The organism is Corynebacterium sp. c3Ub_189, assembly GCF_039907195.1.
GTDB lineage: Bacteria > Actinomycetota > Actinomycetes > Mycobacteriales > Mycobacteriaceae > Corynebacterium.
This window is the reverse complement of record NZ_JASBOF010000013.1, coordinates 1-15,742: the sequence shown is the minus strand read 5'-3', so window position 1 is coordinate 15,742 and position 15,742 is coordinate 1. Positions and strand designations below refer to the sequence as shown.

Annotated in this window: 18 protein-coding genes and 1 tRNA gene; 10 read left to right on the top strand and 9 right to left on the bottom strand. The window is 60.7% G+C overall.

From position 1 onward, the window contains the following. The first annotated feature begins 3 nt into the window (after window positions 1-3). From pknB to QKD99_RS07615, 3 genes are all read left to right on the top strand, one after another. The gene (gene pknB / locus QKD99_RS07625; RefSeq protein WP_297553364.1) at window positions 4-1,962 is read left to right on the top strand and encodes a Stk1 family PASTA domain-containing Ser/Thr kinase; all 1,959 of its coding nucleotides are present in this window, start codon (window positions 4-6) and stop codon (window positions 1,960-1,962) included. A gap of 64 nt (window positions 1,963-2,026) precedes the next feature. Next, on the top strand, window positions 2,027-2,296 hold the full coding sequence (gene crgA / locus QKD99_RS07620) for a cell division protein CrgA (RefSeq protein WP_238801878.1): 270 nt from the start codon (window positions 2,027-2,029) through the stop codon (window positions 2,294-2,296). Between the two features lie 72 nt (window positions 2,297-2,368). Then, window positions 2,369-2,932 (top strand): hypothetical protein, encoded by a 564-nt coding sequence (locus tag QKD99_RS07615; RefSeq protein WP_347951145.1) that lies wholly within the window; start codon window positions 2,369-2,371, stop codon window positions 2,930-2,932. Here the strand turns inward: QKD99_RS07615 and QKD99_RS07610 are convergent. The 3 genes from QKD99_RS07610 to QKD99_RS07600 all read right to left on the bottom strand — a co-directional run bounded on the left by QKD99_RS07610 (window position 2,904) and on the right by QKD99_RS07600 (window position 5,938). Then, window positions 2,904-4,337 (bottom strand): NAD(P)/FAD-dependent oxidoreductase, encoded by a 1,434-nt coding sequence (locus tag QKD99_RS07610; protein WP_347951144.1) that lies wholly within the window; start codon window positions 4,335-4,337, stop codon window positions 2,904-2,906. The genes QKD99_RS07615 and QKD99_RS07610 overlap by 29 nt on opposite strands. 306 nt (window positions 4,338-4,643) lie before the next feature. Next, the gene (locus QKD99_RS07605; protein WP_284815527.1) at window positions 4,644-5,297 is read right to left on the bottom strand and encodes a rhomboid family intramembrane serine protease; all 654 of its coding nucleotides are present in this window, start codon (window positions 5,295-5,297) and stop codon (window positions 4,644-4,646) included. Window positions 5,298-5,407: 110 nt separating this feature from the next. Beyond that, on the bottom strand, window positions 5,408-5,938 hold the full coding sequence (locus tag QKD99_RS07600) for a peptidylprolyl isomerase (protein ID WP_005326254.1): 531 nt from the start codon (window positions 5,936-5,938) through the stop codon (window positions 5,408-5,410). A 69-nt stretch (window positions 5,939-6,007) separates the two neighbouring features. Between QKD99_RS07600 and QKD99_RS07595 the strand changes: the two genes are divergently transcribed. Both QKD99_RS07595 and QKD99_RS07590 read left to right on the top strand, forming a co-directional pair. Next, complete coding sequence (locus QKD99_RS07595) at window positions 6,008-6,667, top strand: HAD family hydrolase (protein WP_347951143.1); 660 nt, start codon at window positions 6,008-6,010, stop codon at window positions 6,665-6,667. A 180-nt stretch (window positions 6,668-6,847) separates the two neighbouring features. Next, window positions 6,848-7,486: a VTT domain-containing protein gene (locus tag QKD99_RS07590; RefSeq protein ID WP_284815531.1), complete on the top strand. Its 639-nt coding sequence runs from the start codon at window positions 6,848-6,850 to the stop codon at window positions 7,484-7,486. 49 nt (window positions 7,487-7,535) lie between these two features. Here QKD99_RS07590 and metE read toward each other — a convergent pair whose 3' ends face one another. Both metE and QKD99_RS07580 read right to left on the bottom strand, forming a co-directional pair. After that, window positions 7,536-9,806, bottom strand: a complete 2,271-nt coding sequence (gene metE / locus QKD99_RS07585) for a 5-methyltetrahydropteroyltriglutamate--homocysteine S-methyltransferase (protein WP_347951142.1) — start codon at window positions 9,804-9,806, stop codon at window positions 7,536-7,538. Continuing rightward, a complete protein-coding gene (locus QKD99_RS07580; protein WP_239279060.1) occupies window positions 9,793-10,725 on the bottom strand; it encodes a methylenetetrahydrofolate reductase in 933 nt (310 codons plus the stop codon). Before QKD99_RS07580 ends, metE begins: the two co-directional genes overlap by 14 nt. Before the next feature lie 282 nt (window positions 10,726-11,007). Between QKD99_RS07580 and QKD99_RS07575 the strand changes: the two genes are divergently transcribed. The 3 genes from QKD99_RS07575 (at window position 11,008) to QKD99_RS07565 (ending at window position 12,656) form a co-directional block, all read left to right on the top strand. Further along, the gene (locus tag QKD99_RS07575) at window positions 11,008-11,748 is read left to right on the top strand and encodes a hypothetical protein (RefSeq protein ID WP_347951141.1); all 741 of its coding nucleotides are present in this window, start codon (window positions 11,008-11,010) and stop codon (window positions 11,746-11,748) included. A gap of 133 nt (window positions 11,749-11,881) precedes the next feature. Continuing rightward, a complete protein-coding gene (locus QKD99_RS07570) occupies window positions 11,882-12,085 on the top strand; it encodes a hypothetical protein (protein WP_005326240.1) in 204 nt (67 codons plus the stop codon). Window positions 12,086-12,185: 100 nt separating this feature from the next. Further along, entirely contained in the window at window positions 12,186-12,656 is a 471-nt protein-coding gene (locus tag QKD99_RS07565) for an N-acetyltransferase (protein WP_238801888.1), read from the top strand. Here the strand turns inward: QKD99_RS07565 and QKD99_RS07560 are convergent. Beyond that, window positions 12,653-12,901, bottom strand: coding sequence for a hypothetical protein (locus QKD99_RS07560; RefSeq protein ID WP_284769327.1), 249 nt, complete (start codon window positions 12,899-12,901; stop codon window positions 12,653-12,655). The genes QKD99_RS07565 and QKD99_RS07560 overlap by 4 nt on opposite strands. 249 nt (window positions 12,902-13,150) lie before the next feature. Further along, window positions 13,151-13,223 (bottom strand) — tRNA-Ala (locus QKD99_RS07555). A gap of 157 nt (window positions 13,224-13,380) precedes the next feature. Between QKD99_RS07555 and QKD99_RS07550 the strand changes: the two genes are divergently transcribed. Both QKD99_RS07550 and QKD99_RS07545 read left to right on the top strand, forming a co-directional pair. After that, window positions 13,381-14,244 carry a polysaccharide deacetylase family protein gene (locus tag QKD99_RS07550; protein WP_347951140.1) on the top strand — a complete coding sequence of 288 codons (864 nt, stop codon included), beginning with the start codon at window positions 13,381-13,383 and terminating at the stop codon, window positions 14,242-14,244. Next, window positions 14,244-14,792 carry a DNA-3-methyladenine glycosylase gene (locus tag QKD99_RS07545; protein ID WP_347951139.1) on the top strand — a complete coding sequence of 183 codons (549 nt, stop codon included), beginning with the start codon at window positions 14,244-14,246 and terminating at the stop codon, window positions 14,790-14,792. Before QKD99_RS07550 ends, QKD99_RS07545 begins: the two co-directional genes overlap by 1 nt. 18 nt (window positions 14,793-14,810) lie before the next feature. Here the strand turns inward: QKD99_RS07545 and QKD99_RS07540 are convergent, their stop codons facing one another. Together QKD99_RS07540 and QKD99_RS07535 are read right to left on the bottom strand one after the other, a co-directional pair. Then, window positions 14,811-15,296: a MarR family transcriptional regulator gene (locus QKD99_RS07540; RefSeq protein WP_284769330.1), complete on the bottom strand. Its 486-nt coding sequence runs from the start codon at window positions 15,294-15,296 to the stop codon at window positions 14,811-14,813. 66 nt (window positions 15,297-15,362) lie between these two features. Continuing rightward, on the bottom strand, window positions 15,363-15,740 hold the full coding sequence (locus tag QKD99_RS07535) for an MmcQ/YjbR family DNA-binding protein (protein WP_005326232.1): 378 nt from the start codon (window positions 15,738-15,740) through the stop codon (window positions 15,363-15,365). Window positions 15,741-15,742: the final 2 nt, after the last annotated feature.

Genomic DNA, 15,742 nt, shown 5'->3' with positions numbered 1-15,742 from the left:
GCGATGGTCAATGACCGCTATCGGAGAGGCGAGATCATCGGCGCCGGCGGCATGTCTGAGGTCTATGCTGCCGAAGACACCGTCCTAGGCCGCCAAGTAGCGGTAAAGATGCTCCGCCCAGAAATGGCGCGCGACGTCAACTTCCGCGAGCGTTTTTACCGCGAGGCCCAGAACTCGGGCAAGCTGAATCACCCCAATATCGTAGCGGTTTATGACACCGGCGAAACCGAACTGGATGGCATGACCATCCCATATATCGTCATGGAGCGGGTCAACGGCCGCACTCTGCGCGATATCATTCGCGAGGATGGCGCCCTGTCCGCCCAAGAAGCGGCGGATATCCTCAAACCGGTAGCGGATGCACTGCAAGCCTCGCACGAGGCCGGGATTATCCACCGCGATATCAAGCCGGCAAATATTATGCTCACTAACACCGGCCAGGTGAAGGTGATGGACTTCGGCATCGCCCGTGCCTTGGATGATTCCACCTCGGCGATGACGCAAACCTCCGCCGTTATCGGCACCGCCCAGTACCTTTCCCCGGAGCAGGCCCGCGGTAAGAACGCGGATGCCCGCTCCGATGTCTATGCGCTGGGCTGCGTACTCTATGAGGCACTCACCGGTCATACTCCTTTTGAGGGCGAAACCCCCTTCGCGGTTGCGTATCAGCATGTGCAGGAAGAGCCGACGCCGCCGTCGGAGCTCATCGCGGATCCCTCGCTGACTCCTACCCAGCGCGTCAATATAGATGCGGTAGTCCTTACCGCTATGGCCAAGCACCCGGCGGATCGTTATCAGTCCGCTTGGGAGATGGCCGGCGATTTGGAGCGCCTGCGCAATGGGCAGGTCACCGCTGCGGCCCGCATGCACGTCAACGAGGAAGAAGACGAGCAGCCTACTGAAATGGTCGGTGCCGCCGCACCAGCTGCGGCCGCGCACCGCGCGCCAATCCAGTCCACCCGCCCCACCGAGGACGATGATAATCAAGGTGGTGGCTGGATGAAGTGGCTGGCGGCATTCCTGGCCGCCCTCTTGGTGGCCATCGTGGGCTACTTTGCCTGGGATTTCTTCTCCAACGATAAAGACTCTGAAGATAAGCCACGCCAGACCCAATCGGCTCACCAGGACAAAATCACCGTGCCCGAGGTGGAAAACCGCCCGCGCAACGAGGTGGTTAAGGAACTAGAAGACATGGGTCTGCAGGTCACCGTCAATGAGGAGGCCAACCCGGATATTCCACGCAATAATGCCATCCGCATTAATCCGGCCCCAGGCTCCGAGCTGCAAAAGAATGCCTCGGTGACCTTAACCGTTTCCTCTGGCAAGGAGATTACGGACGTCCCAGATATCACCGGCATGACCTTGGATGAGGCCGCTCGAGCCCTCGAAGGAGCAGGCTTGGTGCTCAATTCCGATGTCTCGGAAGAAAACGATGAGTCCCCGGCCGGCCAGATCATCAAGCAGGACCCGGCCGGCGGCACGCAGCTGTCCAAGGGATCGAAGGTACGGGTAACGGTTTCTAAGGGCGTCGAAAAGAAGCGCGTGCCCAATGTCGCCGGCATGGACGTCGAGGATGCCCAGAGCCGTCTCGAGTCGAATGACTTTGATGTAGACGTCCGCGAGGTGGATTCCTTGGAACCAAAGGGCACGGTGCTCAGCGTCTCCAATCAGGGCGCGGAGCTGGAAAAGGGCAAGCCGGTTACCGTTGAGGTATCCAATGGCATGCTCTTTAAGGCCCCTGACCTGGTACGCAAGAATCAAGGCCAGGCCGAGGCCGCGTTGCGGGAGGCTGGCTGGACCGGCCAGTTCGTCGTGGGCGAGCCGGCACCTACCGGTGCGCTGGTGGATGCCAATAAGATTGGCTGGGCGTCTGTGAACCCGGGCGATACCATGCGCAAGGATCAAAATATTGATATCCGCCTGTGGAGCTTCGACCCCGCTGCACTTCTGCCGCAGCCATAACTGCTGGTATCCTAAGGCCTCAGTACGAACTTAGATAAGACTTTAAATCTAGAAAAGGTATCTTATGCCGAAGTCAAAGATTTCCCAGAGCTCCTCCGTCCCTACCTCGAGCTCTGCTACCAACCGCACGCCCGTCAAGATCAATTCTGAGGGCACCCCGAAGTGGTACGTCGCCATCATGCTGGGCCTGATGGTCATCGGCCTGCTGTGGCTTGTGGTCAATTACCTCGCTGGCGAGGACATCCCATTCATGGCGGAACTCGGCCCTTGGAACTACGGCATCGGCTTCGGGCTGGCCATCATCGGCCTGCTGATGACCATGGGTTGGCGCTAAGCTCAATCTCCCAGCCTGTTCCCTCGCTCCCTACCTCCTAGGCGGCGAGGGTTTTTCATATCTAGGAGCCACATGTCTCGCCATATTCTTGCTGCTGGCCTCATCATTTCGGTGGCCTACGCGGCCGTGCACATCGCGTTTGCCGACGCCACCCTACTCACCGGCGCCGCTCCCCTCCGCCTTTCCGTGCGCAACTACCTAGGCAACGTCCTGGGCTCAGGCATGGTGTGGGGAATCTTTAGCTACCTCTTGGGTAAGGATTTTCCGGGCCGGTGGCTCAAGGCACTCCTGGCCGGTACAGGAATCATCGTGATGATGCTGGCCGTGCACTACACCTTGCTCGTGGTCTTCGGTGTATATAGCTGGAGCGAGGCTTTCGAGTACAACGCCCAGTGGTTCTTCCTAGCGCTCCTCTCTGGACCGGTACTGGGGCTAGCCGGCGCGGCCTCGGCACGGTTCCGCTGGTTCGACTACCTCGCCGTCCTTGGTTTTCTCCTCGAGCCCGTGGTTGCCGGACTCATCCCAGGCAGTTCCTACCTGCCCCGCACCACGACCATCCCTGGGTACTGCGCCGCCGCGACTCTGTGGCTCATCGGCGCGGGCTTCCTTATTTGGAAGCGCCATTCCACGCGCTAAGCGCTTCTTCGGCGGCCCACCACCCCGGCATGCCGTGCACGCCAGCGCCGGGAGCGGCGGAGCTAGAGGCCATAAATACTCCCGGGGTGAGGCGGTGCGGATGGGTCGACAGGCGTGGTCGCAGGAGGGTTTGCAGCCCGGTCATGGAACCGCCGGCGATATCGCCGTCCACCAAATTTGGGTTCCATCGCTCCAGATCGGCCGGGCTCGTAGCACGGGTGGCCAGGATGGTATCGCGAAATCCGGGGGCAAAGCGCTCGATCTGGGCGGCAATCAGCTCGGTGACCTCGCCCGGATAGCGCTCCACATAGCCGCGGGGGACGTGCGCATACGTCCACAGGGTGTGCCCTCGGGATGGGTCTGCCACGTATTGCTGGCATGCCAATACTAAGGGGCGCTTAGGCATGCGCCGCTTGCCGACGTCCCCCTCAGCCCCACAGATTTCCTCCATGGTGCCTCCCACATGCACGGTGCCGGCCCGACCCACGCGCGGATCGATCCATGGCACGGGTTCGCTGAGGTGGAAGTCAACTTTGAATACGGCGCTGCCATAGCGCCAGCGCGCGAGGCTCCGCCGAGTGCCGTCCCGCAGTTCCAGTCCGCTCAGGCTCAGAATCTGGCGCGGGGTGAGGTTCACAATGATCGCATCGGCCGGAGGCAGCTCCCGCAGGTCGGTGACTTCGCATCCGGTGTGGAGGCGGGCATGGTGGGAACGGAGGAGGTTAAGGAGGGCGTCGATAAGAGCACCGGTGCCACCCTCCACCACGGGCCAGCCGCGGGTCATCCCTAGCCCGCCAAAGAGCAGGCCGAACGCCGAGGTAAAGGGCGTGGTCGGCGAGGTGATCGCGTGTACCGCGCTGCCCGCAAACAGGGCGCGAGCCTGGGGCGTGCGGAAGGCCGCCCGCGCCAAGCTGCTGGCGGGCAACGCCCCGGCCGCGCCAAACTGTGCCAGACGCACAGGGCGATGGGGCCAGCGCACCAGCGGGGTAAGCGCGTTGTCCACATGCTCATCGATGTGGCGGACGATGTGCCCGTGCAGCCGCCTCCACGCCTGGGCATCGGTCCCCAACTCCGCCGCCGTGTCCGCCAAGGAACCGTGCAGGATCCCGGCCGGCGCGCCTTCTAGCGGATGCGCCATGGGATAAGGGGCATTGAGCCACCGCACACCGTGGGCTTCCAAGTCGAGGGCGCGAAAGGCCGGGCTCGCTACGCCAAAGGGGTGCCCAGCCGCACCGAGATCCACAATCGTGCCCGGGAAAACCTCCGCGGAGGATGCCGCTGCACCACCGGCCCGGCCGGCGCGTTCGTAGACATCCACACTCCATCCGGCCATGGCCAAGCGCGCCGCGGCCGTGAGCCCATTCGGGCCTGCGCCGACGATCACAGCGCGAGGTTGATAATCCACAATGCTCCTTATGCAGGTCAGTGCCCAAATTTATCAGTCTTGTTAACACAATGGGTAGAAAGTTATCCACAGGCTGTGGAGAAAACCTGTGAAATGTGAATTTCACACAATTATTAACACCCTGTGGATAACTGTTTTCACGGGCTTCCACAGACTGATTTTCACACTTTCACACGGGCTAGACCAGCGTGATCAGGGAAAACTCCGGAAAGGCGTTCGGTAAATTACAAAAATGTAGTTATTCACAATGTGGATAACCATTGTGGAATTCTTTCGCACACGCTTTCCGGTGATCAAATTCCACAGTTATCCCCAAACCCCAGCTTGTTGGGCTAATAGTGCGAGGACTACCGCGGCCACCGCAGCAACGCCGCCCCAGCGGAGGCTGGAGCTATTTCGATAGAGGAAGAGGCTCAACACGATGCCTGTGCACAACCCGCCAAGGTGTCCCCACAGGGATACGCCATCGGCGAGAAAGGTATAGGCCACATTCGCCAGAACGAGCGCGATGGGCGCACGGAGATCGAGCCCGCGCTGGCGGTAAGAACCCACCAGCATGGCCATGAGCGCGAAGAGCGCGCCCGAAGCGCCGACGGTGGGGGTCTCAAAATCGAATGTCAGGATCATGGCGGACGCGCCGAGGCAAGAAATGAGGTAGGCGGCGAGGTACAACCCGGTGCCAAGAGCCCGCTCCACCTCCTTGCCTATGAGAAGGAGCATGATCATGTTCACCGCCAAGTGGCCCGCGTCCAGGTGCATAAACGCGGAGGACAGGGCGGTCTGCGGCGCAATCGGGTATTGCGGGCCCCACAGGCCCCAGTCCACCGCGAGGTCGGAATCATAGAAGGTAGCGCCCAGCGTCCGCGCCTGCACCGCGGTAATAAGCCAGGCAATGATGCAGACGGCCGCGATGAGCGCGGTCGCCGGGGTAGTGCGGACATAGTTTCTCACCATGGTCATGAAGTTGTCAGTCCTTGAGGCGGGGTCTAGTGGTGGGTGGCTCGAGGTAAAACTGCAACGAGCCCGCCGCCGCATGGATAATGCGGTGACGGGCCCGAGGGAAAAGGCGATTACGCGATATCGATGGACTCGATAACAACGTCCTCGTGCGGACGGTCCATGCGGTCGGTATCAACCTTGGCGATCTTGGACACAACCTCCTGGGAGGCAGCATCGGTAACCTCACCAAAGATGGTGTGGTGGTTGTTCAGGTGCGGGGTCGGCGCCACGGTGATGAAGAACTGGGAGCCGTTGGTGCCTGGGCCAGCATTGGCCATGGCCAGCAGGAATGGGCGGTCGAACTGCAGCTCCGGGTGGAACTCGTCCTGGAACTGGTAGCCCGGGCCACCGCGGCCGGTGCCGGTAGGGTCGCCGCCCTGGATCATGAAGTTATCGATGATGCGGTGGAAGATTGCGCCGTCATAGAACGGGCCGGACTGCTCGCCCTTTGCGTTCTGGGTGGAGTAGTCCTTCTCGCCCTTGGCCAGGCCGATGAAGTTTTCAACGGTTACCGGTGCGTGGTTACCGAAGAGATCGATAACAATGTCACCGTAGTTGGTATGCATCGTTGCAGTTGCGGTCTTCTGAGTCATGCCAGCCATTGTAAAGAATTTAACGCGCGCCTGCCGCGCATGACATAACGCTGTCAGCGATCGCGCTAGCCTGAAGGCATGATTCGCGCGCTACTTTTTGATCTGGATGACACCTTGCTCGACCACACCGGCGCGGCCCGGGACGCGGTGGATCAGTGGTGCCGCGAGCTAGGCCTGCCCGAGGGCCAGCATGCGCGCTTTGCGGCCATCGAGAGCACCTGGTTCAACGCCTACGAGCGCGGCGAGGTCACCCACCAGGGTCAGCGGGCGGCGCGCTGCCGCGAATTCCTCGGCCGGGACATGAGCGATGCCGAGGCGCTGGCCGCTTATGACGGCTATCTTTCCGCCTACCGGGAGCAGTGGCGCGCTTTTGCCGACGCCCTGCCCACCCTCACCTGGGCCCTCGAATCCGGCTTCCAGGTGGGCGTGCTCACCAATGGCGAGCGCGAGATGCAGCAGGCCAAGCTGGAGGCGACAGGCCTTGCGCTTGCCGACGTCCACCTCATCCCCACCGTCGACCTCGGCTGCCCCAAACCGCAGCGCGCGGCCTACCTCGCCGCCTGCGATCAGCTGGGTGCGGCCCCCGTGGCCACGCTGATGGTGGGCGATTCCCTCACCAACGATGTACAGGGCGCGCGCACGGCGGGCCTGCACGCGCTCCACCTCGACCGTGCGGGGAATGGGGATCTGAGCTCGCTTAGCGCGTTGAAAGAGGTTCTTTCCCAGATAGCCAGCTGACTACGCTGGCACCGAGGCTTGCGCACCCAGTTTGCGGATCTTTCTCGCTAGTGATGTTTTTAACCCAAAGGGTAGAACGAGAAAAGAAACATACCGGTTCCATTCGGACACCCAGCAGATTCGCAGCTACTTTGCAGTTTGCGGAGGATACTAAAAGAGCTACTAAGAAAGGATCCGCACATGGATTTCTTGTCCTCCCTCCACAACCTCATGGACGCGGGCTCGCTGCTCCAGAGTTTCGGACCTTATATCCTGCTCGGCGTCGCCGTCGTCATCTTCATCGAGTCCGGCGTGCTTTTCCCATTCCTGCCGGGTGATTCACTGCTCGTAACCGCGGCCATCCTGCGCCACGAACTCGATATCAACGCCTGGCTGCTCTTTGTCGTGGCCGCGGTGGCCGCCTTTGCCGGCGACCAGGTGGGCTTCTATTTAGGCCGCCGCTTTGGCCGCAAGCTCTTCAAGGACGATGCCCGCATCCTGCGCACCGAACACCTCGATAGCGCGGAGGAGTTCTTCCAGCGCCACGGCCCGGTGGCCCTGGTATTGGGCCGCTTCGTGCCGATTGTGCGCACCTTCGTCCCCTTCGCCGCGGGTACCGCAGAAATGGGCTACTCCTCGTTCCTGCGCTGGAATATCCTCGGCGGCGTGGGCTGGGTAGGTTCCATGCTGCTCGTCGGCGTACTGCTGGGCGGCATCCCGGGCATTGCTCACTCCATCGACATCATCATGCTGATCGTGGTGGCAATTTCCGTGCTGCCGATGATCATCGGCTGGATCAATAAGCGCCGCAAGGCACAGCGCGAAATCCCGGCCACGTAAGAACTTTTATTCTTTACCCGGCCGGGATTGCGGTGCGATTAGGGAGGATTTAGAGGGACTCACGCACCTCATCGCGAGCCAGCACCATATTGCGCAGGGAGGCCTCGGTCTCCTCGTAGCCGCGGGTCTTCAGGCCGCAGTCCGGGTTGACCCACAGGCGCTCGACCGGCACGTGCTTGAGCGCGGCGCGGATGAGCTCGGCCATCTCCGCTACGGAAGGCACGCGCGGGGAATGAATATCGTAGATGCCCGGGCCGATCTCGGAGTGGAAGGTCTCGTCGATATCCTCCAGCAGCTCCATGCGGGAGCGGGCCGCCTCGATGGAGGTGACATCGGCATCCAGGCCGGCAACGGCATCGATGATCTGGCCGAACTCGGAGTAGCACAGGTGGGTGTGGATCTGGGTGGTCGGCTTGGCCTCGAGCGCTACCAGGCGGAAGGAACGCACGGCCCAGTCCAGGTAGGCCTTGCGGTCTTCCTCGCGCAGCGGCAACAGCTCGCGCAGGGCAGGCTCGTCGATCTGGATGATGTCGATGCCGGCCTCTTCCAGGTCATGCACCTCATCCGCCAGCGCGACGCCGAGCTGGTCCGCGGAGACGGACTGGTGTACGTCATCTCGCACGAAGGACCAGGCCAGAATGGTCACCGGGCCGGTGAGCATGCCCTTAACATGGTGCTCCGAAAGCGACTGGGCGTACTTGGACCACTCGGTGGTCATCGCAGCCGGGCGGGAGATGTCACCCACAACGATTGGCGGACGGGTGCAGCGGGAGCCATAAGACTGGACCCAGCCGTTTTCGGTGGTGACGAAGCCATCGAGCAGCTCGGCAAAGTACTGAACCATGTCATTGCGCTCCGGCTCGCCGTGGACGAGGACATCGAGGCCGAGGCGCTCCTGCAGCTCGATGACGGACTTGACTTCGTCCTTGAGGGCGGCGTTGTAGTCGGCGTCGGAAAGCTCGCCCTTACGGTGCGCCGCACGCGCCTGGCGGATCTCCTTGGTTTGGGGGAAGGAGCCGATGGTGGTGGTTGGCAGCTGCGGCAGGCCGAGTTCCTTCTGCGCCTCGTTGCGCTCAGCAAAGGCAGGCTCGCGCTTAACCTCGCCGGCCGGCAGCTTTTCGATGCGCGCCTTCACCGCCGCGTTGTGGATGCGCTCGGATTCGGCACGGGTGCGCACTGCGCGGTCGCTGATGCTATACGCTTCCGGTGCCTCTAGCGGACCCTGGGAGAGGGCGACGACTTCCTTGACTTTCTCGTTGGCGAAGGAGAACCAGGTAGCGACGTCGGCCGGCAGCTTGGTTTCCGCCTCCACGGTGTGCGGCACGTGCTGCAGGGAAACGGAGGTCGATACGGAAAGGGAATCGAGGCTACCCTCCAGGTCCTCGTACTTGGAACGCAGGTCGCGCAGGTTGGCGGCCCAGACATTGCGGCCGTCGATAAGGCCGGCAACCAGGTGGGACTTCAGATTCTTCACGCGCTCGAGGTAGCCCTCATCGAGTGCCAGGGTGCCCACGGAAAGGTCCACCTGGACGGCCTCTGGCTTGAGCTCCGCCAGCACGTCGAGGCCCTTGCGCGCAGAACCGTACGGGGTGGTGAGATATACCTGCGGGCGGTTGTCCGCACCCAGGATGGCCTCATAGGCGCGCTTGGTGTGGGCGGCCAGTTCCTCATCATTGGCAATGGTCAGGTCCGCTACCAGGGCAGGCTCGGCCAGCTGTACCCACTTCACGCCGGACTTATCCAGCTCGGCCAGTACCTCCTGGTATGCCTTGACGGCATCATCCAGGCGGTCGAGCGGGGACTTGGTAGCACCCTCTGCCTGCTTAGACAGGGCCAGCAGAGTAACCGGGCCGACGAGGTATGGGCGCACGGTGTGGCCTGCCGCGCGGGCCTCTTCCACCAGCTTGATAACGCGCTGCGGGTGCGTCTTGAAATCTTGGTCATCGGCGATTTCCGGGACGATGTAGTGGTAGTTGGTGTCGAACCATTTGGTCATCTCCAGCGGCGCGGTGTCCTTATTGCCGCGGGCCAAGGTGAACTCATCATCCAGGGTCTCGCCGGCCACGGCGCCAACGGTCAGTGCGGTCTCGAGCACCTGGTCGTAGTAGGCGACGTCGGCAGGAATGGCGTAGTCCTCAGTAAGTCCCAGGTCGCGCAGGCGGTTATAGGTATCCAGGCGCAGGGAATGTGCGGCGGACTCGAAGGTTTCCGCATCGATGCGGCCTGCCCAGTAGGATTCCAGCGCACGCTTGAGTTCACGGTTAGCGCCGACGCGAGGGTAGCCCTCAATCGTCGCCTTGGGGAAATTAGTGTTCGTCATTGTCTACTCCGATTCGAGATAACAGGTCTTGCGTAATGTCCGGGTTGTTGTGGGTATAGATATGGAGGCCGTCCGCGCCGCCGGCCACGATGGTGCGGGCCAATTGGGCGGTAAGCTCCATGCCGATTTCGTATTCCTCTTCTGGGGTTGTCGCTGCCGCGAGCTGAGTGCGCACCCTCTCGGGTACGGTCAGCCCGGACAGCTGCCCCATTCGCTCCAACCGGCGCAGGCTGGTCATGGGCATAATCCCCGGAATGAGGGGGATCTTCACCCCGGCCAATTTCGCCCTTTGGGCGAAGCGGAGGAAGTCCTCCGCGTCGAAGAAAAGCTGGGTGATGGCGAAGTCCGCGCCGAGACGCTGCTTATTGAGCAGGACGTCGAAGTCTTCGTCTTCGTTCTTGGATTCGGCATGGCCGCTGGGGTAGCACGCCACGCTCACCGCCAGGCGGCCGGCGGCGAAGCGGGCAGCCTGGTGGCTTTCCAGCTGGCGGATGAGGCGAACCAGCTCATCGGCATGCTGCAGGTAGTGCTCAGGCATGCCCCCTTCGGGGAGGTCACCGCGCAGGGCCAGCAGGCCGCGCACGCCGGCATCCACCAAGCGATTAATCCACCCGATGAGCTCGTCGCGCGTCCCGGCCGTGCAGGCCAGGTGCGCCAGGGGGCGCATAGAGGTGTTCTGCGAAATCTTCTCAATGAAGGCCGCGGTTCCCTCCAACCAACCGGAGCGCTGGGAACTGGTCACCGCGATGTAATCGGGGTGATAGCTTTCCAGCACCTCAAGTAAGCGGTCAATCTTGGCGGCATCGGCATCGTGGCGCGGCGGGATTACCTCAAAGGAAAGGGCCAGGCGTTCGGGCGCAGGTGCTTCCTCTTCACTTTCATAGTCCAAGGGCGCAGAAGCCGAAAGTCGCGGGCTCATGGTCACCTCCTTTGCTGGTCGTCGTTGGCGTGTTGAGAAAAACGTACCAAGCTGTTCAGTTTGCACGGTAGCGATTTTTCAATGGTGATACCTTTGCAAGCCCACAAACTGCGAGGTTGACGAAAAATCGGGTGAATAATAATCGTTAATTCTGAACCAAGCGGTCTACTTCTAGCGCGTTCCCCCTGCACGCCACGACGCCAACGGTGGTACACCACCCACCACGTCACTATGCTGGGTGAAAGCGAATTGATAAATCTGAGTTAAGGAGTGTTCCACCCCATGAACCCCACCACACTGAACGTGGCCTTTAAGACCGCATCGAACCTGTGGAGCCAGTTCAATAACTACCGCGAGGAAAAGTCCCGCGAGGCCTACACCGCCCTGGAAGAGGCCGCACAGAAGATGGACGAGCGCGATAACGGCACCTTCGCCGAGCCGCGCCGTCAGGCAGGCGCTGTTACCCGCGCCGCACACTCCCGCCTCGAGCGCGCCCTGGAGGAGTTCAACGACTACCGCGAAGACGCCACCGAGCACCTGAACGACGCCAAGGAAGAAGCCACCAAGAAGGCTAAGAAGGCCCGCAAGCAGGCCAAGAAGGATTCTCAGAAGGCCCAGAAGAACCTCAAGAAGAAGTCCGCCAAGGTAGCCAAGAAGCAGAAGAAGAATAAGAGGTCCTCTAAGGGCTGGATCTTCGCCGGCATCATCGCCCTGCTGTCTGCTGCGGCCGGTGCCGCCTATTACTGGCTGCGCTCCAACGACAAGCCGTCCCAGACCCCGCCGCGCGTGGATGATTTCCAGTCCGATTCCCACACCGCTCCGGAGTCCACCTTGGTCTACACCTCCACCAGCGAGAATGACACCCAGTCTGACCTCGTTGAAGAAGGTGCCGTACGCGATGAGGAGCTCCTCGGTTCCATCGATGAGCAGCTGGCCAAGCACCGCGAGGAAGAAGCAGCTCAGCCGGCCGATACCACCCGCGTTACCGATGACCACCAAAACGAGGGCAAGCACCGCTTGTAAACCGAGGAATAAATACGCTTACCACCCCGCCGTGGGGGTATGCGTAGCGTTGTCTAGATCTCATTGCTTTGCCTAAACAAAAGTCTCTTGATTGAATTCCCACATTAGGGATCTTTCTACAAGGAGATGAACAATGAGCTTTGAGTCCCTCACCGTCAAGCTCAAAGACGGCTCAACGTACTACTTCCCGGCAGGTGCGGTGTCCAAAGACCCTTCCTCTCGCGTGGATAACCTGCGCTTCGCCATCGATAACGGAACCACCTTCCACTCCGTGGATGAGGCCGGCATCGAGCGCGAATTCAACGGTCACGACGTCCGCAATTACCACCTAGCCTAAGCGTTAGCACAATCCCTTCCCCGCAGGTCACCAACCTGTGCGGAGGGGATTTTCGCATGCCCACCCCCACGCTGCTGCCCCGCCGTCTATCGTGGATCTTATGGAACTTCGCGCAACGCAGGAATCTGACCGCACCTACCTCGCTCGCCTCAATTTCCTTACCGATACCTTCGGTGACGAGCACGGCGAGCTCTCCCCCGATTTCGCCGATGATTTTGCCTTCTACGTGGAAAATTGGGATCCCAACCAGGGCGGTTTCATCGCCTGGCAGGAGCTCGTCCCGGCTGGCGGCGTGTGGCTCAACTGGGGTACGGAGGACAATCACGGCTTTGGCTTTGTCGAACCCGCCATTCCGGAGCTTGCCATCGCGGTCGAGGCCCGCTACAAGGGTCAGGGCATTGCCACCGCGCTTATCGACGCCGCCATTTCCCTCGCCCAGACCCTGCGCGCCCCCGGCATCTCGCTAGCCGTCCACCCCGATAATCCCCGCGCCAAGGGCCTCTACGAGCACCTCGGCTTCGAGCACGTGGGCAGCCACAAGGATCACTTTGTGATGGTCAAGCGCTTCTAAATCGAACGCAGGCGGGCGTGGGTGACGTAGATCGGCTCGTTATCCACGGCCGTCTTAAACTCTTCGGTCAGGCCAGCCATAACTGCCTCACGCGCCTCTTCGCGGGTGCTGTGAAAGCTCACAACCTCACCATCCACCGCGGCTTCGCCGCGCTTGCGCACTACAACGAATTCCGCGCCCTCCGGCGCCGCGACTTCCTTGTCCGCGGAGGTAAAGGGATCACTGTAGCGAACATTGGCGGTCATGGTTGGTCTCCTAGTGGTATCGCGGGACAGTAATGATTCCCCGTTCACTGTACTGAAAGTTTCTCCCCAGCGACCTTGCACACTTCCGCCCTCTTCTTTCACTGTTCACTATTTTCGTCCATATAAACCGGCACAATCGTCGACGGAAACCACAGTTTGTATGGACGAAAATCGCTAAATCACGCCCCCTGAACCCCTCCACATAGAAAAAGTCCGGCCCCTCCGAAGAGGAAGCCGGACTTCATGCTGTGGAGCATAGGAGAATCGAACTCCTGACCTTCTGCTTGCAAAGCAGATGCTCTACCAATTGAGCTAATGCCCCAGTGCCTAAATACTTTACTACCGCAGGCGAAGTAACTCCAAACCTGAACCACGCAAACCACTTTGGCCACTTTAGGCATGTCCTATCACTTCCGTAACGCGCAGGCGCTAGGGTCATGGACACATCGTGTCCACTTACCCTCGTCCCTAGGAAAACCATGCGTCGCATTCTCACCTCCGCCCTGACCGTGCTCGTCGCCGCTGCCGTTCCGGCGGCCGCTAACGCACAGTTGCCGCAGATTCCACAGCTACCTGCATCCTCCAGCTCGAATATCCAAGACGAAATCAACCACCGCATCGATGACGCCCGAGCGCAGGTCGAGGACATCTCCTCCAAGGCCTTCCCTCACAAGGCTCCTAAACAGAAGGCGCCAACCCCAGCCCAGGAGAAGAAAACAAAGCCACGCAATAATGGTGGCGTCGACTGTGCCAACTGCGTAGCTATCACCTACGACGACGGCCCCGGCGCCGAAACCAACCGCCTGCTGGACAAGCTCAAAGCAAAGAACGCGCACGCAAGCTTCATGGTTCTCGCCCCCAGTGCTGAGCAGCACCCTGAGCTCCTCCAACGCATGAAGGCCGAGGGCCACACCATCGGCAACCACACCAAGAGCCACCGCCAACTCAACACGCTGTCCCCTGAGCAGGTATCCCAAGAAATCGACGCCGGCAACGCCGCTATTAAGAAGGCCACCGGCCAGGGGACGCGCTGGGTACGCCCGCCCTACGGAGCTACCAACGCCACCGTGGATCAGGTAACCCGCGATAAGGGCGTCTCCCAGGCGCTCTGGGACGTCGACACCGTGGATTGGAAAGACCGCAACTCTGAGCACGTCTGTTCCTCGGCCGTGCAGGGTGCCCGCGCCGGCTCCATCGTCTTGATGCATGATATCCACCCCACCACCGTGGACGCTGCCGATTGCGTCATCGATGGCCTACGCGCCAAGGGCCTCGAACCTGTGAGCCTGGATCGCCTCCTGCGCACCCCCGTGGCAGGTAAGCGCTACTACGCTCGTGGTTAATGATTGATTTTGCCCTGACTGCCGACGCCGTCGCTCCCCAACTCCTCGGCTGCACCCTCACCCATGCCGGAGTGAGCATCCGCCTCACTGAGGTCGAGGCTTACCTAGACGCCGAGGACTCCGCGGCGCACACCTTCAATGGCAAGACCCCGCGTAATGCGGCCATGTTCGGTCCTCCGGGCAGGTTCTACGTCTATATTTCTTACGGTATCCACCGCAACGTCAATATCGTCTGTGCCCCTGAAGGCACTGGCCAGGGCTGCCTGCTGCGCGGCGGTGAAATCATCGAGGGCGCCGATACCGCCTTCGCCCGCCGTGGCACCTCTGATTTTCATAACCTCGCCCGCGGGCCGGGAAACCTCGGCAAAGCCCTCGGCTTCACGCTCGAAGACAACCACCAACCAATACAGATTGTCGAGCGAACCACCGAGCCAGAATGGGTCCGCGGACCGCGTATCGGTATCTCCAAAAACAAGGAAGCGGCCCTCCGGTTTTGGATCCCCTTCGATAAAACCGTCTCGGGCCGCCGCGGCTATCCCAAGAAATAGCCCTGCTAGTTCCACTATTTAATAGCGCCCACCGTAGCGCTCATCATTCTCGATGGCCTTAATGATCCGCTGATTAATCTGCAGCATCTGGCGAATCTGCGTACGGGTGAGGCTATCCATTACGGACTTGCGCGCCTGCTTAGCGTGCCCAGGCGCAGTCTCTACTACCTTGTCCCAGCCGCTATCCGTCAGCTGTGCCATGGTGGTGCGCCCATCAGTCGGGCATGGCTGACGCACGACCCACCCCTGCTTTTCCAGGCGCGTAACGACCTGGCTCAAGCGGGACAAAGATCCATTGGAGGTAATCGCCAAATCGCGCATACGCATCTCGCGACTTTCCGCCTCCGATAGCCGAGATAGCACTGTATATTCAAAAAAGCTCAAGCCTGCGTCATCGCGCAGCTGAGCATCCAAAATATTGGTTAAGCGAATATTTACGCTCATTAGAGACATAAATGATGTGAGTTCTTCATCATCCAGCCAGTAGTCATCGCGCTCGGTCATGGGATTTATTCTATCAACTTGGCTTTAATTCTAAAGTGACTCGTCACTGCCCTAAACGCAAAGGCCTTAGTGTCCAGAGGACGGCTCGATCGGCCGCTGCCTTCTCGGCAGCTTCTCTACCACCAAACGATAAGAATCCGTGACCAACTCCTCTATCAGCTGTTGGTGCAGCTCTGCGTGTGGATAGACGGAAACCCAATGCCGTTTATTCATGTGGTAGCCCGGCGCAATGAATGGATACTGCTGCTGTAGCGCTTGGCAGTCTTCCGGCTCGGCCTTAATGATCATTTGCTGTTGACCGGTCACCGCTGTCAACAGCAAGAAAATTTTGCCGCGTACTTTGAATACGTCCCAGTCGGGACCAAAAGGATGCAGCACCTGCGAGCCGAACATCTCTTCGGCGCGCTGCCGCGCAACCTTGTAGATGCCGCTCCCGTCCAACATCG